The following is a 23144-nucleotide window of genomic DNA, read 5'->3' as shown; positions in this document are numbered from 1 at the left end:
CAGATTCGGAAATGATGAGCGAGAGGCGCATCTTTTCATAGCCTTAATGTGGTTAGCCACTCATATTGAAACCGGATTTTTAAAACTCTCGATATAGTTCCGGATTGGTAAAGGCTGGGAGTTTGGCTTTTTACGCTGCTGATTCTACCGCTTCGCAATATGCTTGATTACCGTCGCTGGTTGCCCGTGCTCCATTCATGCTGATCATGTGTGAGGGTGACATGGCCGGGACCTAAGTACCCCCATCGCCGAGTCCAATAAACCGTGTGGTGTTGTCGTGCCGTAACAGCATCCGACACGTCGATCTCCTCCACGTTCGTTAAGCCTGTAACGCGGATAAAAAGCCAGGTGAATTACCTTCAGGCAGCTACGCTTATACAGGTATCACATATCAGGAGGGGTCATGTTAACTCACTCTGAAGCAAAACGCTGGGCCACCTTAATGCTGAAGGCTGCATTATGTGATGGTATGAAACCTGAAGAAATTTCCCGGCAGGTGCATCTTGTCTGCGATCATCATGGCAAGGCGTGCCTCGAAGAGCTCATAGAGGAAATTCTGATAGAAGCAGGTCGTATCGGACCTAAACATAGCGATGGACAACTGCGCCATCACTGAGTTTGAACGCTTCCGCGTCCCCGTTAATAGATGTCTTAAGAGCAGACAGAACAACGGGGAATCGCGCGATGCACTGCAGATGACTCAACTCAGTTCCCTGATTTTTTATATTTCCGCTGTCGCGCGTAACAACGTACCGTTGTCTTGAGGCAATTTTACTCATCCCAATGTTGGATCAGCGTCGCCCCAATCCCCGCAATCTGTCTGTTTCGCTCCTCCATTGTTGCCTGGCTTTCGGTGACGTAAATCACCACGATACGGGAAGGCTTACCGTCCGGCCCTAACGCCGCGACGATCCCGCGAGAACCGCGTGCCCCGGCACCTGTTTTATCGGCTATAAACCAGCCTGCCGGAAGTACCGAGCGCAACAGTGGCCCCGCGACTTTATCCGTCACCATCCAGTGGGTGAGTTGCTGCTGTGATGTCGTCGTCAAGATTTTTCCGGTGAGCAGTTGGCGCAACGTTTGCGCCATATTTTCAGGTGTCGTCGTATCGCGTTTATCGCCGGGTAGCGCTTCGTTCAATTCGGGTTCCCAGCGGTCGAGTCGGGTCACCCGATCGCCGGTTGTGCGCAGAAACGCGGTTAATCCTTGCGGACCGCCGATGGCCGTAAGCAGTAGATTTGCCGCCGTGTTATCGCTCATTGTGATGGCGGCATCGCATAATTCGCCGACGGTCATGCCATCGGTCAGGTGTTTTTCTGTAACTGGCGAGTACTCGACCAGATCACGCTGGCTGAACGGGATGCGACGATCCAGCCGCTCTTTTCCTGCGTCAACGCGTGCGAGCACCGCGCCGCAGAGTAAAACCTTAAATGTACTCATCATCGGAAAACGTTCTTGCAGGCGATAGCTTTCCAGAATCTCGCCGCTGGTGAGATCCAGCTCGGCATAACCGACGCGTGCGGTGAGCTGGCTTTCTGCTTCTTTGACTTTATTCAGCGTTGTTGGGTGGGCAAACGCGGGCAGACAAAATGCGGTAAGTAATGGGATAAGGGCCAGACGAAAGTGGGGCATAGTTATATTCTTCCTTGGGGCGATGCCTTAACATAACTGGAAAAATAGCAAATACATAAAGTTAAATTTGGCCCGATACATGAGGATTAGCTTTTACATGGTCGTTCCTGGCTATGGACATTCGTACTGATAGTAGACTCTTGTCTCCAGGAGTCTACTATCGCCGAACAAGGTATACCTGTGGTATTCAGAACGTTTGAATTCATTACCTATTTATTGATTTTCCAGTATTGTCCAGCTTCAACGTAGCTTAGCCCGATGCGTTGGGATGCCCGCTTGTTATCATTAATAAGATAAAAAATATCTGAAAGCACAGAACGTTCTTCGCTTGGATAACTATGGCCTATAAAGCTAGTATCAACGCTGGTTGCGTCAATCGATTCTATTCCAGGATAATAAATCAAACCAGTAGACGAATCACCCGCTCGCGGATAACGGTGTATCGCCTGAGATGCGGCTAACGCCTTATCCGTTGATGAAGCATACAAAGTAACAGGTTCTCCTTGTGCCACCAGTGCAGGGGCAATGTCTCGTTTGAAAACATCGGCATCTATGTCAGGAGCAGTTAGAATGACCTCTTTTATACGATTTCGATAATCTGGATTTGTATTCAATACATCAATAACCGCCCGCGATAAAACTCTATTACCCATGCTGTGGGCTATCAGGTAGATATTTTTTGAATCGGATTTCTCAATAAAATCGATAAGGAAATGTTTTAGGTTGGTTTGTGTCCACTCAGCATTTTGCTCATCAATAGTATAAGCAGAGGTTCTGGCCTGTGAAGGCCAACTATAAAAAACAGGAACCATATCGATACTTAAATCATAGTATATTTGAGCTGTTTTTCTGGCTGCCTCGGCGAATGAGACATTATACCCATTAATAAAAATGAAAGTCTTTTTCTCTGGTGTATTTTTTACTGTGGATGCAAGATAATTGAAAAAAATATTTTTAGCTAAAGGTGTTACACCAAGTAAGGCTACGTGTTTTTTGGGATCTTCTTTGAACTCAAGTTTAAAAAATGAAGGTTGTTCAGTTATTCCTGTAATGTGGTGTCGAGGAATGCTAACTTCACATAACCCATAGGAGATTGAGGCTCTATTGGTTCCATATGATTGGTTGGGTGGTGCGCCGCTGTTATAATTTCTATCGGTGGCATACAATACCTTGACAATGGCATAATCTGGTTTTTTAGCTAATATATTTATTTCATTGCTGCTAGATGCCATACTGGTAACACCAGTATTAGACGCACCGCAACCACTTAGTATAGCTATAAAAATACTGAGTGCTATGTATTTTAATGTTTTCATTTGACTTAACCTTGCTTTAAATTTGGTTGGAGTGTTTTTGCCTTATTGGTGTTTTTCTGAGCATTACCGTCTGAAATTAAACGGGTAATTAAGATTTACGTATTTCCGCAGGGAATAACATTAATAAAATGGTTTTAATTTGAGTCGGCAGAATAATAATATTTTATTAGTGTCTATTTATTAGATAACGCATGTGGTTAGCCAAAGGACATACGACTTCTGATTGATACCGCACCAGTAATTACTACGAACTTCTTACCGAATACTCACTGCTTCTGACTCATATTTTCAGGAAGCAACCAGCATGGTTCTGCTGGAGGCTGACCAAACGCTCTTCACCATGAGGGAGACACCATGTTTGGACTTGAGACGCTTGATGTATTAATTGGGATGATGACTGTGTATTTCATGTTTGGGATAGCGTGTACCGCGATTGTTGAAGCTATTTCTGCGTGGACCCGTATTCGTAGTCAAAATCTTGACGTGGCGCTGAACGAGTTCCTTTCAGGCGATCTGGCGCAAAATCAGCAATTTATTACTCAGTTTTTTGAACATCCGTTAATTCAGTCTCTAAGTAAAGGAAAGCAGGGGCGTCCTTCCTATATTCCCCCAGACATTGTCGCGCAAGTCGTGGAGGCGTTAGTTGTCAGCAAAAGTGCGATGGCAACGCTCTCTGCTGGAGTGAACGCCCTGCCGGGAAATGCCAAAAATAATCGGATCAAAGGCATCCTAGAAACAGTGGTGGCGCAAACGGGCAATAACGCGGTCACGTTTCGCAACGCGGTCGCAAAACAGTTTGATGCGGTAATGGATCGCGCCTCGGGTTGGTATAAGCGAAAAATGCAGACCATCACGTTGATTGTCGCCACCGCTTTGGTTCTGGGGGGGAATATTGACAGCCTCAATCTTGCGACGGTGCTGGCCTCCAATCCTGATGTTCGAGAAAAAATGGTGGCGATCGCGCGGCAAGAAGTCAATGAGGCGAAAAATCAGGTTCAGGACCAGGACCGCATCACGACTGCTGAAGATAAATATAACCACGCGATTGCCGTTATGCAGTCTGCAGGCTTCGAACTGGGCTGGAAAGGATGGCCGCAAGGGGCTGCTGAATGGTTGGCAAAAGTGGTGGGGCTGCTGGTGACTATTTTCGCTGTCTCACTCGGCGGACCTTTCTGGTTCGATATTCTTCAACGGGTTATGCAAGTCCGTTCCACAGGCCCAAAACCCGCAGAGCCGGGTAAATCCGACAGCCCGAAAAGTAAATGAAGTGTAACGATTAACTATCGACAGAGAGGGCATCATGATACTTACGCCAGCACAGAAAAGTCTCTGTGAACGAGTTTTGAATGCGTTTGAAACCGGCTCGGCCGAAGGCGATTACTCGGCTATTGCAATATTCCATGATGGTCCTCACGGGATCAGGCAGATCACTTACGGTCGTTCACAAACTACGGAATACAGCAAATTGCAGGATCTGGTGACCCGTTACGTTAATGCAAACGGGCGATTCAGTGCCGATCTTGCTCCGTTTGTTGCAAAGATAGGCAATATCGCACTGGTTGACAATGAACCGTTTAAGGACTTATTACGACGAGCAGGGCGCGATGACCCGATAATGAAATCGGTACAGGATCGGTTCTTTGATGAGCGCTATTATCTGCCTGCGCTGAAATGGGCACAGGACTTTGGTTTTAAAGATGCGCTCTCACTGCTGGTTATCTATGACTCGTTTGTTCATAGCGGCACTATTTTGACGTTCTTGCGCGCCCAGTTTCGTGAGGTGCCTCCAGCCAGTGGCGGTGATGAGCACACCTGGATTTCTCAGTATATTGAAGTGAGAAATTCATGGTTAGCCAACCATAGCAACCCCGAACTTCATCCTACCGTTTATCGTACAAAATGTTTGCGATTTGAAATAGATCGTGGCAACTGGGATCTTTCGCAGGTCCCCATTAACGCCAACGGTATACTCGTCGGGCCCTCACCCGATATATCAGTCCCTCAGACGTCGATACCTCCGGTGGAACAACCCAGCGTTCCGTATTTTGGCGAGGAAGCACCCGTCTCTGGTTTTGCGGATCACGCCGCGTCGTTCGCAGCTGAAGAGTGGCATTTTTTTGGCGAACAGCGCTACAACCGTAATGGTGGCCTTATTCATTCCGGACACAAAGAAGGTGAGGATGACTGGTGGCAACGTGTTGGCCTGTATTGGGCAAAAATCGGGCGGGACGACCTGGACGGGCGAGATCATGACTGGCCGTGGTCGGCGGCGTTTATTTCATGGGTCATGCGTCAGGCTGGCGCGGGAGAGCGTTTTTCCTACTCTGCTTCGCATGCGACGTATATCAGCAAATCTATCCGCGACCGAAATCAGGGTAACGCCACGGCGTTGTACTGGGGATACCGACTGAACGAACGTAAACCGCAGGTTGGGGACCTGGTGTGTTGGGATCGCGATCCCGATAAGGTCGTTGATTACGATCATCAGCATCTTGGTAACTACAGCAGTCACACCGACTTAGTTGTTTCCGTTGGCACTAATGAGATTGAAATTATTGGCGGTAATGTTGGTAATTCGGTGACACGACGCCCGTTGGCGCTCACCGCCGACGGGTTCCTTGCCAGCGGTGTACAAGGAGGGGAAACGCTGTTTGCCATCATGGGGTATCGCGGAGAGTGAAAAATGAAACGATCTAATTTGGTGCTTAAATCCGCTGCCCGGCTGATGTTTTGTACTTTCCTTTTACTGAGTGGCTGTGCCTTATTCGTTTCACACTACGATGCAGGAGCGTACCAGAACTTCACAAATTTGAAGGCGTTCCACCTTAAATTTCTCGAAGATAATACCGCTAAACCCGGGAATACCTTTGATGAAGCTAAGGTAAAGGCTACCTGCGAAACCGGGGACCTCAAGTTCCGTGAGGCGACCGAATATGCTGCAGGCAAACATGATGACTCACGTGTACGGGCTATTCATTACCTCGATAATGTCTTTGAGAGTGATTGCCGAATGGCGATGAAGGATAAAAAATTATTTAGCGTCGTCTATGTGAACGAAAAAATTGATGTAGTTAAGTTGAGCTACGATCTGGCCATTCGGGGAGAAAGTTCCCGCGTGGGGTCTGTTGTAAAATAGGGGATGAAAAATGTCAGATATTGATGATGCCATGAATGCGATTAAAAATGAGGTTGCTGAATCTATTAAAGAACAGCTGAAAGCGCTCTTGCTCTCGGCAGCAAAAGATATGGATGAGGTAATAAACGATACAGGTAAGAAAATTGCGTACTGGCTGCGTCTTCGTGGGCAGGGAAAACTGAGTGACAGTGAACTGGAGGCGTTGCTCTACGCCAGAGATCAACTGCTGCGACAATATAAAAACACGGCGGCAATTACAGCAAGAGCTCAGGTTGAGAAGATTGCTATTTCGCTGGTTAATATTGTTCTCGACAAATTATTGGGCATTGCCTTTCACCAGAAATGAGGCACGGTATAGGGCGAATAGGGAGAAAAAACAGTCGGTTTTCTGCGTCACTGACGGACGTGGTACAGGGGTATCTCACTGAGAGACCACTATTTTTTATTACCCACAACCTATAAATATTACATATATTTCAATGGCATCTATTCTTAAGGTGGGCATGTTTATCTAAACATGTCACAATAGACGCCGAAACCGGCTTAAATTTTCGCTAAATCAGGATATTAACTACCCATGAAGGGTAAATATAAAGCCGTATTGGCTCTACTCTTATTATTGACCCTTGTGCCGCTGACGTTATTGATGACGTTGGGCTTGTGGGTTCCTACACTGGCGGGCATCTGGTTGCCTGTCGGTACGCGCATTGCGCTGGACGAGAGTCCACGGCTTACCCGACATGGGCTGCATATTCCCGAACTCCGCTATTTGGTGGATGATTGTCCACTCGCGCGTATCACCGAGGCGGATTTATCCCACCCCAGCCGCTGGTTGCTGAACGTCGGCAGTATTGAACTGGATTCCGCTTGCCTGGCTAAACTGCCGCAGACGGAGCCATCGCCCGCCGCGCCGAAAACGCTGGCAGAATGGCAATCCATGCTGCCCAACACCTGGATTAACATCGATAAGCTTATTCTTTCTCCGTGGCAGGAGTGGCAGGGCAAACTGTCACTTTCGCTGACGCCTGCCATCCAGCAAGTCAGTTATCAGGGCGAAAAGGTTAAATTTCAGGGACGTCTGCACGGACAAAATCTGACGGTCAACGAACTGTCTGTGGCGGCTTTTGAAGAGCAACCACCGGTGAAGCTGGTCGGGGAGTTTACGATGCCGCTGGTGCCCGACGGACTGCCGGTGGGCGGTCACGCGGTTGCCACCCTAAGCCTGCCGCAGGAGCCAACGCTTGTGGATGCAGAGCTGGAATGGCGAGAAAACAGCGGACAGCTGATCGTGATGGCGCGGGACAATGCAGATCCGTTGCTGGATCTGCCGTGGGAAATCACCCGCCAGCGGCTGACGGTGAGCGACGGGCGCTGGAACTGGCCCTATCAGGGCTTCCCGTTAAGCGGTCGTTTAGGCTTAAACGTCGAAAACTGGCAGGCCGGTGTGGAAAACGCGGTAGTCAGCGGGCGTTTGAACATTCTGACGCAGGGTGATGCAGGCAAGGGTAATGCGGTGTTAACCTTTGGTCCCGGCACGCTTGGCATGGACAACAGCGACATGCCGTTACAGCTAACCGGCGAGGCGAAGCAGGGTGATCTGATCTTTTATGCGATGTTACCCGCGACGCTCAGCGGCAGTCTGAGCGATCCGCAGCTGGCTTTTGAACCCGGCGCCCTGTTACGTTCTCGTGGTCGGATTATCGACTCGCTGGATATAGACGAAATTCGCTGGCCGTTGGCCGGTGTCAAGGTGACCCAACGCGGGGTGGATGGGCGGTTACAGGCTATTTTACGCGCCCATGAAAACCAGATGGGCGGTTTTGAGCTGCATCTTGATGGTCTGGCTAATGATTTCCTGCCTGACGCCGGTCGCTGGCAGTGGCGGTACTGGGGCGAGGGCAGTTTTACCCCGATGCACGCTCGCTGGGACGTGGCAGGCAAGGGGGAATGGCACGACAACACCGTCAAACTGTTTGACCTTTCTACCGGATTTGACCATCTGCAATACGGCACCATGCTGGTGGAAAATCCGCGTCTGGTGATGGATGAGCCGATCATGTGGGTGCGAGACCCGACCCAGCCCACGTTTAGCGGGGCGCTGTCGCTGGACGCCGGGAAAACCACCTTCTCCGGTGGCAGTACTCTGCCGCCTTCAACCCTGAAGTTCAGCGTAGAAGGGAGCGACCCGACGATATTCCAGTTCAAAGGCCAACTGCATGCTGGCGCCATTGGCCCGGTCCAGTTGAACGGTCGCTGGGACGGGATCCGCTTGCGTGGTCAGGCCTGGTGGCCAAAACAGTCGCTCACTGTATTTCAGCCGCTGGTGCCACCGGACTGGAAGATGAACCTGCGCGAAGGCGAACTGTATGCTCAGGTTGCCTTCTCCGCCGCCGCAGAACAAGGCTTTGAGGCAGGCGGTCATGGCGTATTAAAAGGCGGTAGCGCCTGGATGCCCGACAACCAGATTAATGGCGTCGATTTTGTGCTGCCGTTTCGTTTTAGCGAAGGAGCATGGCAACTGGGCACGCGCGGGCCGATTTCATTGCGTATTGCAGAGGTGGTGAACCAGGTCACGGTGAAAAATATCACCGCGGATCTGCAAGGCGGCTATCCCTGGAGCGAAGATAATCCCTTACTGTTGAGCGATGTTAGCGCCGATTTGCTGGGCGGCAAGGTAGTGATGCAGCAACTGCGTATGCCACAACACGATCCGGCATTAGTGCGGGTGCAGAATATCTCGTCCAGCGAGTTGATTAGCGCGGTTAATCCCAAACAGTTTGCCATGTCCGGGCCGGTCAGCGGCGCATTGCCGCTCTGGTTAAACAATGAAAAATGGATTATCAAAGACGGCTGGTTGACCAACCCTGGGCCGATGACGTTGCGCATCGATAAAGACACGGCGGATGCGGTGGTCAAAGACAATATGGCGGCCGGTGCGGCGATAAACTGGCTGCGTTATATGGAAATCACCCATTCCTGGACGAAAATAAATCTTGATAACCTTGGCGTATTAACCATGCAGGCAGCCGTCACCGGCAATAGCCGGGTAGATGGCAAAGTCGGGACGGTGAATTTGAATTACACCCATGAAGAAAACGTCTTTACGTTATGGCGCAGTTTGCGTTTTGGCGACAATTTACAGGCATGGCTTGAGCAAAATGCAGCGCTGCCAGAAACCCATTGCCTGGAAGGCAAGGAATGTGAGGAACAACAATGAAAACTATTGCGGCCATGCTGGGACTGCTGGCGTCATCTTTGCTGGTAGGTTGCACCCCGCGTATTGAAGTCGCGGCGCCGAAAGAGCCCATCACCATCAATATGAACGTCAAAATCGAGCATGAGATCCATATTAAAGTCGATAAAGACGTCGAGAGCCTGTTGAAATCACGCAGTGATTTATTCTGAGGTGACGATGAAAAAAACGCTTAAAGTGACCCTGTTGCTCCTGAGTTTACTGAGCGCCAATGCGTTTGCGCTGACCCTGAATGAAGCCAGAACCCAGGGGCGGGTGGGTGAAACGCTCAATGGCTACCTTGTGGCATTGCAAACCGATGCTGAGACCCAGACGCTGGTGAGTGAGATAAACAAGGCGCGTAGCGCCAGCTACCAGCAACTGGCTGAGAGTAACAATATTCCTGTTGATGAAGTGGCAAAAATGGCCGGACAAAAACTGGTGGCGCGCGCTAAACCGGGGGAGTACGTCCAGGGCATTAACGGGAAGTGGTTGAAAAAGTAATCAACATATGTTTATTAAATCTCATTTTGAAATAATGGCCAGTATCAGGCAGGTAATGGTTAATTAATCCACTATAATTGAATCAATAAATTATCAAGGAGTGATGATGACGCTTTATCAGATAAAGCCTGCTTTCCAGGCGCTTTTACGCCCGCTCATGTTCTGGTTAGATAAAAAAAGCGTCACCGCCAATCACGTCACACTGGCCGCGATGGCGCTTTCTTTTATCACTGGTGCTGTGCTGTTTATCTTCCCCGAACCTAAACTTTTCATTCTTTTACCCATCGTTTTATTTATACGCATGGCGCTCAATGCGCTGGACGGCATGCTGGCGCGTGAATGTAACCAACAATCCCGCTTGGGCGCTATTCTCAATGAAACCGGGGATATTCTCTCCGATCTCGCGTTGTATCTGCCGTTTATGCTGCTTTCCGGCAGTAATGCGCTGCTGGTACTGGTTATGCTGTTTTGTGCTTTGATGACGGAATTCTGCGGTGTGCTGGCGCAAACCATCAATGGCGTGCGCAGCTATGCCGGACCGTTCGGCAAAAGCGACAGGGCACTGGTGTTCGGTACATGGGGGCTGGTGCTGGCGCTGTGGCCGCAGGTGGCGCAGTGGAATAACGTTATTTGGGGCATTGCCACGCTATTGCTGCTGTGGACTATCGTTAACCGCTGTAAGAGCGCATTACGTGACGAGGGGGCGAAATGATGCTGCTGGAAAAGTCGCTGGCGGTGATTTTTGCCCTGCTTGTGATAGCGACACTGGCAAACGGTCTGCTGGTGTGGCGTCGGCCGGGTAAAGACTGGCGTGAGCTGACGCTGCGTATTCGCACCTGGTGGGTGATCATTGTACTGTTTTCACTGGCTATCTTAAGCCCGCCCTGGCTGGCGTTGACCTTCTTCGCGCTGGTGAGCTTTATGGCGTTAAAAGAGTTTTTAACGCTGGCCCCGTCGCGCCAGACCGACCGTATGCCGCTGTTGTGGATGTTTATTGCGATCCCCATTAACTACTGGCTGATTGGTATCAACTGGTACGGCATGTTCGTGGTGTTTATTCCGGTGTATGCGTTCTTATTCTTGCCGGTGCGTATGGTGATTGCTGGCGATACGCAGGGATTTTTACGCTACGCCTCCCAGCATCACTGGAGCTTGATGACCACCGTGTTTGCGTTCAGTCACGTGGCATTTTTGTTGGTGCTGCCCGATGACGGCAAGCAGACCGGGGCACTGCTGGTGCTGTTCCTCGTCGGCTTAACGGAATTCAACGACATTGCCCAGTACCTGTGGGGAAAATCAATGGGCCGTATCAAGGTGATCCCTAAGATCAGCCCCAATAAGACCCTGGCGGGACTGGTTGGCGGTGTGGCAACCACCACGCTTGCGGCGGCGGTGCTGGGCCCGCTCATGACACCGTTAAGCATCCCGATGGCGATGCTGGCAGGGCTTATTATCGGCATCAGCGGTTTCTGTGGCGATGTGGTGATGTCGGCCATTAAGCGCGATATTGGCGTGAAAGACAGCGGTACACTGCTGCCAGGTCACGGCGGTATTCTCGACCGGCTGGACTCGCTGATCTTCACCGCCCCGGTATTTTTCCACTTCATTCGCTATTTTTACTATTAACGTATGATCAACACATTGCTACGAACGCTGTTTACGCTGTGCATCGTCTGGCCGGTAATTTGGCTGTGGCTTGGGCTGCGCGTCAGGCACCGGGATCGCTTGCCGCAGCAGGGGCCGGCGATTGTGGTCGCAAATCACAACAGTCATATGGATGTTTTTGCGCTGCTGTCGCTGTTTGCGCTGCGCCGTCAGGGGGCCATCCATCCGGTGGCCGCCGCTGACTATTTTCTGCGTAATAAATGGATGGCCTGGTTTGCGCTTAATATTCTCAACATTATTCCGATTACGCGTAAGGGCGGCGAAGCTGACCCGCTGGCACAGTGTGAACAGGCCTTACGCGACGGCAAGATCTTGATCCTTTTCCCTGAAGGTACCCGCGGCGAACCGGGAATACTGGCACCACTGAAATCCGGCATCTGGCACCTCAGTCAGCGTATGCCGTCGGTACCGATTATTCCCGTCTGGCTGCGCGGAACGGAGCATGTGATGGCGAAGGGGAATCGTATTCCTCTGCCGCTGTTTATTGACGTCAACATTGGCAGACCGTTGGTCGCGCAGAGCGATAAACGCGTTTTTATGGACGATCTCAGACAGCAGCTGGTGCTGCTACAGCAACAAACTACAGGACCGCACCCTCATGACTAACATTCGAGTGCCCGATGAACGTCCATTTTTGACCAGCGACAACACCGCGCTGTTTTTCCGCCACTGGCCGGCATTAGCAGCAGCTCCTGCGCCAAAAGTGATTGTCCTGTTTCATCGCGGACACGAACATTCCGGGCGTTTGCAACACATTGTCGATGAGCTTGCGATGCCGGACACCGCGTTCTATGCCTGGGATGCGCGCGGTCACGGGCAGTCGCCAGGACAGCGCGGATATAGCCCGTCGCTGGCACGTTCGGTGCAGGATGTCGACGAGTTCGTGCGCTTTGCCGCTGCTGACAGCCAGGCTGCAATGGAAGATGTGGTGGTGGTGGCGCAAAGCGTGGGTGCAGTGCTGGCAGCGACCTGGGCTCATGATTATGCGCCTTCCATTCGTGGGCTGGTGCTGGCGTCCCCGGCGTTCAAAGTCAAACTGTACGTACCGTTTGCCCGTCCGGGGCTGGCCTTAATGCATCGCCTGCGCGGCCTGTTTTTCGTCAACTCCTACGTCAAGGGCAAATACCTGACGCACGATCCTGAGCGCGTGGCGAGTTTTAACCAGGATAAACAGATCACCCGGGCGATTGCGGTGAACATCCTGCTCGATCTCTATAAAACGGCGGAGCGTATTGTCAGCGATGCCAGCGCCATTACTCTGCCTGTACAGCTGTTGGTTTCCGGGGATGATTTTGTGGTCCATCGCCAGCCGCAAATTGATTTTTACCAACGCCTCAGAAGCCCACTCAAGGAACTGCACGTGTTGCCGGGCTTTTATCACGACACACTGGGTGAAAAAGACCGGCATCTGGCGTTCGACAAAATGCGTGATTTTATCGACACGCTGTACGCGATGCCGCCGCAGCGCTTTGACTACCGTAATGAAGACCGCTGGAGCCCCGGAGCAGATAGCTGGCGGCTGCTTAGTGGCGGACCTGCGCCGTATTCGCTTGACGATATTGCCTATCGTGGCCTGCGCTATGGGATGAAATTACTCGGGACGCAATCAACGGGCGTGCGTCTGGGGTTTGAGACCGGTTTTGATTCGGGTAGTACGTTGGATTATGTCTATCGCAACCAGCCTCAGGGCAGCAGCGCGCTGGGTCGGCTGATTGACAAAAACTACCTGAACAGCGTGGGCTGGAAGGGGATTCGCCAGCGCAAGGTTCATTTGCAGATGCTGATCCGCCAGGCGGTGGCGCAACTGGCAGAGCAAGGAACCGCAGTGCATGTAGTGGATATCGCGGCCGGACACGGGCGCTATGTACTCGACGCACTGGAAGGCGAAGCGGCGGTCAACTCGATTTTGCTGCGCGATTACAGCGAACTGAATGTTAAGAAAGGCAGTGAGATGATCGCCAGCCGCGGTATGGCTGAAATTGCCCGCTTCGAGCAGGGCGATGCCTTCAACCGCGAACAGCTGGCGTCGCTGGAACCGCGTCCCACATTAGGTATTGTTTCTGGGTTATATGAACTCTTCCCTGAAAATACGCTGGTACGTAATTCGCTCGCCGGGCTGGCTGACGCGATTGCCCCTGGAGGCGTGCTGATCTACACCGGGCAGCCCTGGCATCCGCAGTTAAAAACCATCGCCTGGTCGTTGACCAGCCACAAAGACGGCAAAGCCTGGGTGATGCGCGTGCGTACGCAAGGGGAAATGGATGCGCTGGTGCGTGAAGCCGGGTTTGATAAGTGCACGCAGCTGATTGATGAGTGGGGGATTTTCACTGTCTCGCTGGCGGTGCGCCGTGGGGGCTGAACGCCGTAAGGTGATGGTACAGGCGGTGGGCTGGCTAATGCTGCTGGCGCCTTTTTTCTTTCTTACCTATGGCAAGGTCAATCAGTTTACTGCCTGGCAGGACACGCAGCATGACAATGTGGGCAGCATCGTGTTTGGCTGGGAGTCCGCCATTCCCTTTCTTCCGTGGACTATTCTGCCGTACTGGAGTCTGGATCTGTTTTACGGATTGTCACTGTTTGTCTGCACCACGCGCGTTGAGCAGCGGCGGCTGGTGCTGCGTCTGTTCCTGGCGTCGGTGATTGCCTGCGTCGGTTTTTTGCTGTTTCCACTCCAGTTTAGCTTTACGCGCCCGGAGGTCAGCGGCGCGGCAGGCTGGCTGTTTGCTCAGCTTGAACAGTTCGACTTGCCGTATAACCAGTCCCCGTCGCTGCATATTATTCTCTGCTGGCTGCTGTGGCGGCATTTCAGTCATCACCTCAGTGGGGGTTGGCGCAGGTTATGTGACGGTTGGTTCTTGCTGATCGCCGTGTCGGTACTCACCACCTGGCAGCATCATTTTATCGATATCATTACCGGGCTGGCGGCAGGCATGCTGATTGACTGGATGGTGCCGGAAAAGCGTTGCTGGTGTTGGCGCAAACCGGATGCGGCGCGCTTAAGGCTGATGCGTCGTTATTTGTCGGGTGCCGCGTTATGCACTATTGCCAGCGTATGGCTAACGCCCTGGCTGCTGTGGCCTGCTGTATCGTTGCTGATGGTGAGCTATGGCTACGGCGGATTCGGCGCGGCGACCACGGGCAAAGATGAACAAGGGCGACTGCCGCCTGCCGTGTACGGGCTGACGCTGCCCTGGCGAGTAGGTATGTGGCTGTCGATGCGCGGATTTACCCGCCGTCTGCCACCGCTGAGCAACATTACCGCTGGCGTCTATCTCGGTAGTTTTCCACGCCGCATACCTGAACAAAACGCGGTACTTGACCTGACCTTTGAGTTTGCGCGCGGGCATGCTACTTCTATGCGCGCCTACGCTTGCGTCCCGATGCTGGATCTGGTGATCCCGAGCGACGCCGAGTTACAACAGGCGGTAGACCGGCTGGAAACGCTACATAAAGAGCAGGGGACCGTACTGGTACACTGCGCGCTGGGGCTGTCGCGCAGTGCGATGGTGGTTGCGGCGTGGTTGTTGCAATGCGGCCATGTGGCAACCGTTGAGCAGGCGGTGGCGTATATTCGCGAACGTCGGGCGCAGGTGGTGCTGACGGATAAACATCTGGAGAGGCTGCAGCAATGGCAACAGAAAGTGACGGCGTAACGAATAATGAAGCGCTGCACCGCGATTTGCTACGACACACGCTGGAAAGCTGGCGTTTCATCCTGCTTTTTAGCGTCCCACCCATGGTGTGGGCGATCGTTGTCGCACCGTCGGGGGGGCTACGTGCAGTTATCGCGCTGTTGTGCGCCATTGTCTGGTTTGGCTGCTGGCGCCTGTGGCTTGATGCCCGCTACTTTTCGCTGCTCAATGTGCAAAACAACGTGCAGGCCGGAGAGACACTCTATGCCATCTGGCAGCGCGACAAGCTGAAGACGCTGAGCCTGACCGAGCGCCAGGCGGGGGCATTGGCGCAGTTTCGGCGTACGCTTTATTGGGTTGCTGCGCTGTGGGCGGCCTGGTTGATGATGCTGGTGTAGCGTTTTCGGCAGCGCAATAGTTGCCACACTACACGGTGTTGATGCTGATATATTCCCTCTCCTGCGTCTCCTGGAGTGAAAACATGTGGCTTCTCAAGTGGTATGTCTGGAATCGTTGGCTGTTCAAACTGTTAAGCCGGGATGTTGCGGAGCCTGAACAATTTTTGTGCCATTGCTGGGAAGAGAATCTGGCGAAATGCCGGGAGTATTCGATAATCTGGCGTGATATCAATCGTATTCACGGCAAGCAGATGCGGATGCGGGCAAAGAAGTAAAATTGGTGTGGGTTAAAAACCCTCCCACCAGATGGTGAGAGGGTGAATTATCAGGCAGCGACGACGCTATCGATGGCGGCTTTGGCGTCAGACTGTGCTTTGGTCGCCACTTCCGGACCGTACGCGATACCTTCTGCGAACACGAAGTTCACATCGGTGATGCCGATAAAGCCCAGGAAGGTCGACAGATATGGGGTAACCAGGTCAGTCGGCGTATCTTTATGGATACCGCCACGGCTGGTGACAATAACTGCACGTTTACCGGTCACCAGACCTTCCGGCCCTTTCTCGGTGTAACGGAAGGTTACGCCAGCACGCGCAATCAGGTCGAAATAGTTTTTCAACTGCGTAGGGATGTTGAAGTTATACATCGGCGCGGCGATCACAATCACGTCATGGGCTTTCAGCTCAGCAATCAGCTCATCAGACAGCGCCAGTGCTTCCTGTTGACGCGGCGTCAGCGGCGTATCGCTCGGGCGCATTGCACCTACCAGTTCGCCGTCCAGTACCGGAACAGGATTTGCCGCCAGGTCACGGATGGTGATGTCGTCAGCAGAGTGCTTTTCACGCCACTGTTCAACAAAATAATCAGACAACTGACCAGACTGAGAGTACCCTGCCAGAATACTGGATTTAAGAACTAATACCTTGCTCATGGGTGTTTCCTTTTATGTGTTTGAAGGGGATGTGCCCCGTTGCTTGTTGACACTTTATTCACAATCCTGCCGCAGTGATAGCGCAATATATCGAATCCTATGTTCGAAATTATTGAACAACACATGAAAAGCGCCGATGTGGTACTCTATACCTATCATCTTAAAGAGATTTAACCCGGCAGAGCACTGCCCTCTAACGCTATGACAGAACAACAAAAAATAACCTTCAACATGCTACAGCAGCAGCTGGAATCACTGATGCTGCGCGACAAACAGCGTTTCTCCCGCCGCCTGCACGGCGTGAAGAAGGTTAAAAATCCTGATGCACAACAGGCCATTTACCAGGAGATGGCAAAAGAGATTGAACAGGCTGCCGGTAAAGTTGTGCTGCGTGAAGCGGCACGACCGGACATTACCTACCCGGAAAACTTGCCTGTTAGCCAGAAAAAACAAGACATCCTGGACGCGGTTCGCGACCATCAGGTGGTGATTGTTGCCGGGGAAACCGGCTCCGGTAAAACCACCCAGTTACCGAAAATCTGTATGGAGCTGGGGCGTGGGGTGAAGGGGCTTATCGGCCATACCCAGCCGCGTCGACTGGCGGCGCGTACCGTAGCTAACCGTATCGCCGAAGAGCTGCAAACTGAGCCGGGCGGCTGCATCGGGTATAAAGTGCGTTTCAGCGACCATGTTAGTGATAACACCATGGTTAAGCTGATGACGGACGGTATCCTGCTGGCGGAGATCCAGCAGGATCGCATGCTGATGCAGTACGACACCATCATCATCGATGAAGCCCACGAGCGCAGCCTGAACATCGATTTTCTGCTCGGCTATCTGAAAGAGCTGCTGCCGCGTCGCCCGGATCTGAAAGTCATTATCACCTCGGCGACCATCGACCCTGAGCGTTTTTCAAAGCATTTCAATAACGCGCCAATTATCGAAGTCTCCGGTCGAACGTACCCGGTGGAAGTGCGCTACCGTCCGATTGTTGAAGATGCGGACGACACCGAGCGCGATCAGCTGCAGGCGATTTTTGACGCGGTGGATGAACTGGGACGTGAAAGCCAGGGGGATATTCTGATCTTCATGAGTGGCGAGCGTGAGATCCGCGACACAGCCGATGCGCTGAATAAGCTGGATTTACGCCACACCGAAGTGTTGCCGTTGTATGCGCGTCTCTCCAACAGCGAGCAGAACCGCGTGTTTCAGTCGCACAGCGGACGCCGTATTGTGCTGGCGACCAACGTGGCGGAAACCTCACTGACCGTGCCGGGGATCAAATACGTCATTGACCCGGGTACCGCGCGTATCAGCCGCTATAGCTTCCGCACCAAAGTTCAGCGCTTGCCCATTGAACAGGTATCGCAGGCCTCCGCCAACCAGCGTAAAGGCCGCTGCGGACGCGTATCGGAAGGGATCTGTATTCGTTTGTATTCCGAAGACGACTTCCTGTCGCGCCCGGAATTTACCGATCCGGAAATTTTGCGTACCAACCTGGCCTCCGTCATTTTGCAAATGACCGCGCTGGGGCTGGGCGATATCGCCGCGTTCCCGTTCGTGGAAGCGCCGGATAAACGCAATATTCAGGACGGTGTGCGCCTGCTGGAAGAGCTGGGCGCAATCACCACTGATGAACAGCAAACCGCATATAAACTCACGCCGTTGGGCCGCCAGCTCAGTCAGTTACCGGTGGATCCGCGTCTGGCGCGGATGGTGCTGGAAGCGCAGAAGCATGGCTGCGTGCGTGAGGCGATGATTATTACCTCGGCGCTGTCCATTCAGGATCCGCGTGAGCGTCCGATGGACAAACAGCAGGCGTCTGACGAAAAACACCGTCGATTCCACGACAAAGAGTCCGACTTCCTCGCCTTTGTGAACTTGTGGAATTACCTTGGCGAGCAGCAAAAAGCGCTGTCGTCGAATCAGTTCCGCCGCCAGTGTAAACTCGATTTCCTCAACTATCTGCGCGTGCGTGAATGGCAGGATGTTTACACCCAGCTACGTCAGGTGGTGAAAGAGTTAGGGATCCCGGTTAACAGCGAGCCTGCTGAGTATCGGGAGATCCACGTCGCGCTGCTGACCGGTTTACTGTCGCATATCGGGATGAAAGATGCCGATAAGCAGGAATTTACCGGCGCGCGTAACGCTCGTTTTTCGATCTTCCCCGGCTCCGGTTTGTTCAAAAAACCGCCGAAGTGGACGATGGTGGCAGAACTGGTGGAAACCAGCCGACTGTGGGGACGTATTGCCGCGCGTATTGACCCTGAGTGGGTGGAGCCGGTTGCCCAGCATTTGATCAAACGCTCGTACAGTGAACCGCACTGGGAGCGCGCGCAGGGTGCGGTGATGGCGACAGAAAAAGTCACTGTCTACGGGCTGCCGATTGTCGCGGCGCGTAAGGTCAACTACAGCCTGATAGACCCTGCGCTGTCACGCGAACTGTTTATCCGTCACGCGCTGGTGGAAGGCGACTGGCAGACCCGGCATGCGTTTTTCCGCGACAACCTGAAGCTGCGGGCGGAAGTGGAAGAGTTAGAACACAAATCACGCCGCCGCGATATCCTGGTCGATGATGAAACGCTGTTTGAATTTTACGACCAGCGCATCAGCCATGATGTGGTTTCTGCCCGCCATTTTGATAGCTGGTGGAAAAAGGTCAGCCGTGAAACGCCGGACCTGCTCAACTTTGAAAAGAGCATGCTCATCAAAGAGGGCGCGGAAAAAATCAGCAAGCTGGATTACCCGAACTTCTGGCATCAGGGCAATCTCAAGCTACGACTGAGCTATCAGTTTGAACCCGGCGCTGACGCCGACGGTGTCACCGTACATATTCCGCTGCCGCTGTTAAACCAGGTCGAAGAGTCCGGGTTTGAATGGCAAATTCCGGGGCTGCGTCGTGAACTGGTGATCGCCTTGATTAAATCGCTGCCGAAGCCGGTGCGACGCAACTTTGTGCCAGCGCCAAACTATGCGGAAGCGTTTTTAGGCCGCGTAACGCCGCTGGAACTGCCGTTGCTGGACTCGCTGGAGCGCGAACTGCGCCGGATGACTGGCGTTACCGTTGACCGCGACGACTGGCACTGGGATCAGGTGCCCGATCACCTGAAAATCACCTTCAGGGTGGTGGATGATAAAAACAAGAAGCTGCAGGAAGGTCGTTCGCTGCAGGCGTTGAAAGACACGCTGAAAGGCAAAGTGCAGGAAACGCTGTCGGCGGTGGCGGATGACGGCATCGAACAGAGCGGGCTGCACATCTGGAGCTTCGGCCAGTTGCCGGAAAGCTACGAGCAAAAACGCGGTAACTATAAAGTCAAAGCGTGGCCCGCGCTGGTGGATGAACGCGACAGCGTGGCTATCAAATTGTTTGATAATCCGCTGGAACAACAGCAGGCTATGTGGAGCGGGTTACGCCGTCTGCTGCTGCTGAATATTCCGTCGCCCATCAAGTATCTGCACGAGAAGTTGCCGAATAAAGCCAAGTTGGGGCTGTACTTTAACCCGTACGGCAAAGTGCTGGATTTGATTGATGACTGTATTTCTTGTGGTGTGGATCGATTAATCGACGCCAACGGCGGCCCGGTGTGGACGGAAGAGGGCTTTGCGGCGCTGCACGAAAAAGTGCGCGCCGAACTGAACGACACCGTGGTGGAGATTGCCAAGCAGGTCGAACAGATCCTGACAGCGGTGTTCAATATTAACAAACGTCTGAAAGGCCGCGTGGACATGACCATGGCGCTGGGGCTTTCGGATATCAAAGCGCAAATGGGCGGACTGGTCTACCGTGGATTCGTTACCGGCAACGGCTTCAAACGCTTGGGCGATACGCTGCGTTATTTGCAGGCTATCGAGAAACGTCTGGAGAAACTGGCCATCGATCCGCACCGCGATCGTGCGCAGATGCTGAAAGTGGACAGCGTGCAGCAGGCCTGGCAGCAGTGGTTCAATAAACTGCCGCCCGCGCGTCGCGAAGATGACGATGTCAAAGAGATCCGCTGGATGATAGAAGAACTGCGAGTCAGCTACTTTGCCCAGCAGCTTGGTACGCCGTATCCGATTTCGGATAAGCGTATCCTGCAGGCGATGGATCAGATTACGGGTTAACGCGTGGTGGGGCTGTAGGCCGGATAAGGCGACGCCGCCATCCGGCGAGATACGGTGCAGTGCCTGATGGCGCTGCACTTATCAGGCTTACTGAACCCGGTAAAGAATAAACACCAGGAGTCATGAACATGAGACAGTTTCCGCCACTCTCCGCCAGCACCCTTACGGCGATTAACACCGTGGGGCAATGGTTGGCGCAGAATGATTTCGCCGAAAATATCACAGTTCAGGCTGATTGCGTGATTCTGGCCGGGAATGCGGTGATCCCGACCATCGACGCGGCCTGTCGGATAGCGAAAGAACAACAGGTTCCGTTGCTGATTAGCGGTGGTATCGGTCATTCCACGACCTTTCTGTACGCCGCCATCGCGCAGCACCCACGCTATAACACCCTGCGTACCGCCGGACGCGCAGAAGCGGCGATCCTTGCCGATATCGCGCACCAGTTCTGGCACATTCCCGGTGAGACGATTTGGGTGGAGGACCAATCCACCAACTGTGGGGAGAATGCCCGCTTTAGCTGTGCGTTACTGCGTCAGGCAACCCAGACCATGGAAACCGTGATTGTGGTGCAGGACCCCACCATGCAGCGCCGCACCATGGCGACTTTTGAGCGCGTCACGCGTGACGATCCGCAGGCGCCGCGCTGGCTCAGCTTCCCTGGTTTTGTCCCTGCGTTAACGCTACAGGGCGACGGCGTGGATTTCGCGCCAACCGCTGAAGGTCTGTGGTCGGTGGACCGCTACCTGTCTCTTATTACCGGTGAGCTTCCGCGTCTGCGTGATGATGAAACTGGCTATGGACCCCGTGGTCGCGATTTTATTACGCATGTGGATATTCCGCCGATCGTCGAACAAGCAGGGTTACATCTGCAACGCGATGCCGCGCTGATTGACTTCCTGAACAGCCGCTCTCTGTAATCTCTGCTGCCCGTTTGTCGCTTTTTTTGTGCAAACGGGCATTCATCCCGCCGGTTTTTTCTCGTCACCACGACGTTGCTTGACGCTTTTATGAAGCGGCTCACAGAACCACCATCGCAGTGGCAATGTGTTATGCATGATTGATATTAATTAACAATAGTTTTACTTGTTAAAAACAAATCAATCACAGGAGCAACGCATGTCAGTACCCGTACAACATCCTATGTATATCGATGGGCAGTTTGTGACCTGGCACGATGACGCCTGGATTGATGTCGTCAATCCGGCGACGGAAGAGGTCATTTCCCGTATTCCTGATGGACGTGCTGAGGATGCGCGCAAAGCGATTGACGCAGCGCATCGCGCCCAGCCTGAGTGGGAGGCGCTGCCCGCCATTGAACGCGCCAGCTGGCTACGCAAGATTTCCGCCGGGATCCGTGAGCGAGCCGGTGAAATTAGCGCGCTTATCGTGGCGGAAGGCGGCAAAATCCAGCAACTGGCGGATGTTGAAGTCGCGTTTACCGCCGACTATATCGATTACATGGCCGAGTGGGCTCGCCGCTATGAAGGTGAGATCCTACAAAGCGATCGTCCGGGCGAGAACATCCTGCTGTTTAAACGCGCCCTTGGCGTAACCACGGGCATTCTGCCGTGGAACTTCCCGTTTTTCTTGATCGCCCGTAAGCTGGCTCCCGCCTTGCTGACCGGGAATACCATTGTCATTAAGCCAAGCGAGTTTACGCCGAACAACGCTATCGCTTTTGCCAAAATTGTCGATGACATCGGCCTGCCGCGCGGGGTGTTTAACCTGGTGCTCGGACGGGGAGAAACGGTGGGTCAGGAGTTGGCCGGGAACCCGAAAGTGGCGATGGTCAGCATGACCGGCAGCGTAGTGGCCGGTGAGAAAATTATGACAGCGGCGGCGAAAAATATCACCAAAGTGTGCCTGGAGTTGGGCGGTAAAGCCCCGGCTATCGTGATGGATGATGCGGACCTCGAGCTGGCCGTGAAGGCGATTGTCGATTCCCGCGTGATTAATACCGGGCAGGTGTGTAACTGCGCCGAGCGCGTGTACGTCCAGAAGGGGATTTACGATCAGTTTGTTAATCGCCTGGGCGAGGCGATGAAAGCGGTGCAGTTTGGCAATCCTGCGGAACGTAAGGACATTGCGATGGGGCCGTTGATTAACGCCGCGGCGCGGGAGCGTGTGGAGCAGAAAGTTGCGCGTGCGGTGCAGGAAGGGGCCCGCGTGGTGCTGGGGGGCAAAGCGGTTGAGGGGAAAGGATATTACTACCCGCCAACGTTATTGCTGGATGTGCGCCAGGAGATGGCGATTATGCACGAAGAAACCTTTGGACCGGTGCTGCCAGTGGTGTCGTTTGACGCCCTGGATGAGGCGATTGCGATGGCTAACGACAGCGACTACGGTCTGACCTCATCGATTTACACGCAAAACCTGAACACGGCGATGAAGGCGATTAAAGGGCTGAAATTCGGCGAAACCTATATCAACCGTGAAAACTTCGAAGCGATGCAGGGCTTCCACGCAGGCTGGCGCAAGTCCGGTATCGGCGGGGCAGATGGCAAGCACGGTCTGAACGAGTACCTGCAAACGCAGGTGGTTTATCTGCAATCCTGATATTTTTGCCGGGTTGGTTTAGCGACCTACCCGGC

At 53.1% G+C, this 23144-nt stretch carries 21 protein-coding genes; 18 read left to right on the top strand and 3 right to left on the bottom strand.

Annotated elements, in window-relative coordinates; translation table 11 throughout:
* The first annotated feature begins 403 nt into the window (after positions 1-403).
* Positions 404-616, top strand: a complete 213-nt coding sequence (locus FDW88_RS07065) for a hypothetical protein (protein WP_096756927.1) — start codon at positions 404-406, stop codon at positions 614-616.
* 155 nt (positions 617-771) lie between these two features.
* Here FDW88_RS07065 and blaGIL read toward each other — a convergent pair whose 3' ends face one another.
* The gene (gene blaGIL / locus FDW88_RS07060; protein WP_346342210.1) at positions 772-1632 is read right to left on the bottom strand and encodes a GIL family class A beta-lactamase; all 861 of its coding nucleotides are present in this window, start codon (positions 1630-1632) and stop codon (positions 772-774) included.
* Between the two features lie 209 nt (positions 1633-1841).
* Entirely contained in the window at positions 1842-2948 is a 1107-nt protein-coding gene (locus tag FDW88_RS07055) for an alpha/beta hydrolase (RefSeq protein ID WP_137362285.1), read from the bottom strand.
* 354 nt (positions 2949-3302) lie between these two features.
* Here FDW88_RS07055 and FDW88_RS07050 point away from each other — a divergent pair, with 354 nt between their 5' ends.
* From FDW88_RS07050 to FDW88_RS06985, 14 genes are all read left to right on the top strand, one after another.
* The gene (locus FDW88_RS07050) at positions 3303-4214 is read left to right on the top strand and encodes a hypothetical protein (protein ID WP_135911977.1); all 912 of its coding nucleotides are present in this window, start codon (positions 3303-3305) and stop codon (positions 4212-4214) included.
* 76 nt (positions 4215-4290) lie between these two features.
* The gene (locus FDW88_RS07045; protein WP_212732607.1) at positions 4291-5628 is read left to right on the top strand and encodes a DUF2272 domain-containing protein; all 1338 of its coding nucleotides are present in this window, start codon (positions 4291-4293) and stop codon (positions 5626-5628) included.
* Between the two features lie 3 nt (positions 5629-5631).
* The gene (locus tag FDW88_RS07040; protein ID WP_137362284.1) at positions 5632-6084 is read left to right on the top strand and encodes a hypothetical protein; all 453 of its coding nucleotides are present in this window, start codon (positions 5632-5634) and stop codon (positions 6082-6084) included.
* Between the two features lie 10 nt (positions 6085-6094).
* On the top strand, positions 6095-6430 hold the full coding sequence (locus FDW88_RS07035) for a hypothetical protein (protein ID WP_135911980.1): 336 nt from the start codon (positions 6095-6097) through the stop codon (positions 6428-6430).
* Positions 6431-6661: 231 nt separating this feature from the next.
* Complete coding sequence (locus FDW88_RS07030; protein WP_137362283.1) at positions 6662-9301, top strand: YdbH family protein; 2640 nt, start codon at positions 6662-6664, stop codon at positions 9299-9301.
* On the top strand, positions 9298-9489 hold the full coding sequence (locus FDW88_RS07025) for a YnbE family lipoprotein (RefSeq protein ID WP_003020350.1): 192 nt from the start codon (positions 9298-9300) through the stop codon (positions 9487-9489). The genes FDW88_RS07030 and FDW88_RS07025 overlap by 4 nt, the downstream gene beginning before the upstream one ends.
* A gap of 7 nt (positions 9490-9496) precedes the next feature.
* Positions 9497-9820, top strand: coding sequence for a YdbL family protein (locus FDW88_RS07020; RefSeq protein WP_096756930.1), 324 nt, complete (start codon positions 9497-9499; stop codon positions 9818-9820).
* Between the two features lie 106 nt (positions 9821-9926).
* Positions 9927-10532: a CDP-alcohol phosphatidyltransferase family protein gene (locus tag FDW88_RS07015; RefSeq protein WP_096756931.1), complete on the top strand. Its 606-nt coding sequence runs from the start codon at positions 9927-9929 to the stop codon at positions 10530-10532.
* On the top strand, positions 10529-11446 hold the full coding sequence (locus FDW88_RS07010) for a phosphatidate cytidylyltransferase (protein ID WP_117342860.1): 918 nt from the start codon (positions 10529-10531) through the stop codon (positions 11444-11446). Before FDW88_RS07015 ends, FDW88_RS07010 begins: the two co-directional genes overlap by 4 nt.
* Positions 11447-11452: 6 nt before the next feature.
* Positions 11453-12091 carry a lysophospholipid acyltransferase family protein gene (locus tag FDW88_RS07005; protein ID WP_370316940.1) on the top strand — a complete coding sequence of 213 codons (639 nt, stop codon included), beginning with the start codon at positions 11453-11455 and terminating at the stop codon, positions 12089-12091.
* Entirely contained in the window at positions 12084-13844 is a 1761-nt protein-coding gene (locus FDW88_RS07000) for a bifunctional alpha/beta hydrolase/class I SAM-dependent methyltransferase (RefSeq protein WP_137362282.1), read from the top strand. Before FDW88_RS07005 ends, FDW88_RS07000 begins: the two co-directional genes overlap by 8 nt.
* The gene (locus FDW88_RS06995) at positions 13834-15138 is read left to right on the top strand and encodes a phosphatase PAP2/dual specificity phosphatase family protein (RefSeq protein WP_137362281.1); all 1305 of its coding nucleotides are present in this window, start codon (positions 13834-13836) and stop codon (positions 15136-15138) included. The genes FDW88_RS07000 and FDW88_RS06995 overlap by 11 nt, the downstream gene beginning before the upstream one ends.
* The gene (locus FDW88_RS06990) at positions 15114-15515 is read left to right on the top strand and encodes a hypothetical protein (RefSeq protein WP_137362280.1); all 402 of its coding nucleotides are present in this window, start codon (positions 15114-15116) and stop codon (positions 15513-15515) included. The genes FDW88_RS06995 and FDW88_RS06990 overlap by 25 nt, the downstream gene beginning before the upstream one ends.
* Positions 15516-15598: 83 nt before the next feature.
* Positions 15599-15790: a hypothetical protein gene (locus FDW88_RS06985; protein ID WP_096756937.1), complete on the top strand. Its 192-nt coding sequence runs from the start codon at positions 15599-15601 to the stop codon at positions 15788-15790.
* A gap of 50 nt (positions 15791-15840) precedes the next feature.
* Here the strand turns inward: FDW88_RS06985 and azoR are convergent, their stop codons facing one another.
* Positions 15841-16446, bottom strand: coding sequence for an FMN-dependent NADH-azoreductase (gene azoR / locus FDW88_RS06980; protein ID WP_115258370.1), 606 nt, complete (start codon positions 16444-16446; stop codon positions 15841-15843).
* Positions 16447-16647: 201 nt separating this feature from the next.
* Here azoR and hrpA point away from each other — a divergent pair, with 201 nt between their 5' ends.
* The 3 genes from hrpA (at position 16648) to aldA (ending at position 23109) form a co-directional block, all read left to right on the top strand.
* Entirely contained in the window at positions 16648-20550 is a 3903-nt protein-coding gene (gene hrpA, locus FDW88_RS06975; RefSeq protein ID WP_137362279.1) for an ATP-dependent RNA helicase HrpA, read from the top strand.
* 122 nt (positions 20551-20672) lie between these two features.
* On the top strand, positions 20673-21470 hold the full coding sequence (locus FDW88_RS06970) for a YdcF family protein (protein ID WP_170974156.1): 798 nt from the start codon (positions 20673-20675) through the stop codon (positions 21468-21470).
* Positions 21471-21669: 199 nt separating this feature from the next.
* A complete protein-coding gene (gene aldA / locus FDW88_RS06965; protein WP_115258373.1) occupies positions 21670-23109 on the top strand; it encodes an aldehyde dehydrogenase in 1440 nt (479 codons plus the stop codon).
* Positions 23110-23144 lie beyond the last annotated feature (35 nt).

The organism is Citrobacter sp. wls829, from assembly GCF_005280825.1.
In the GTDB taxonomy this organism is placed as follows: Bacteria; Pseudomonadota; Gammaproteobacteria; order Enterobacterales; family Enterobacteriaceae; genus Citrobacter; species Citrobacter gillenii.
Note: the sequence above shows the minus strand (reverse complement) of the source record. Positions and strands in the feature narration are given on the sequence as shown.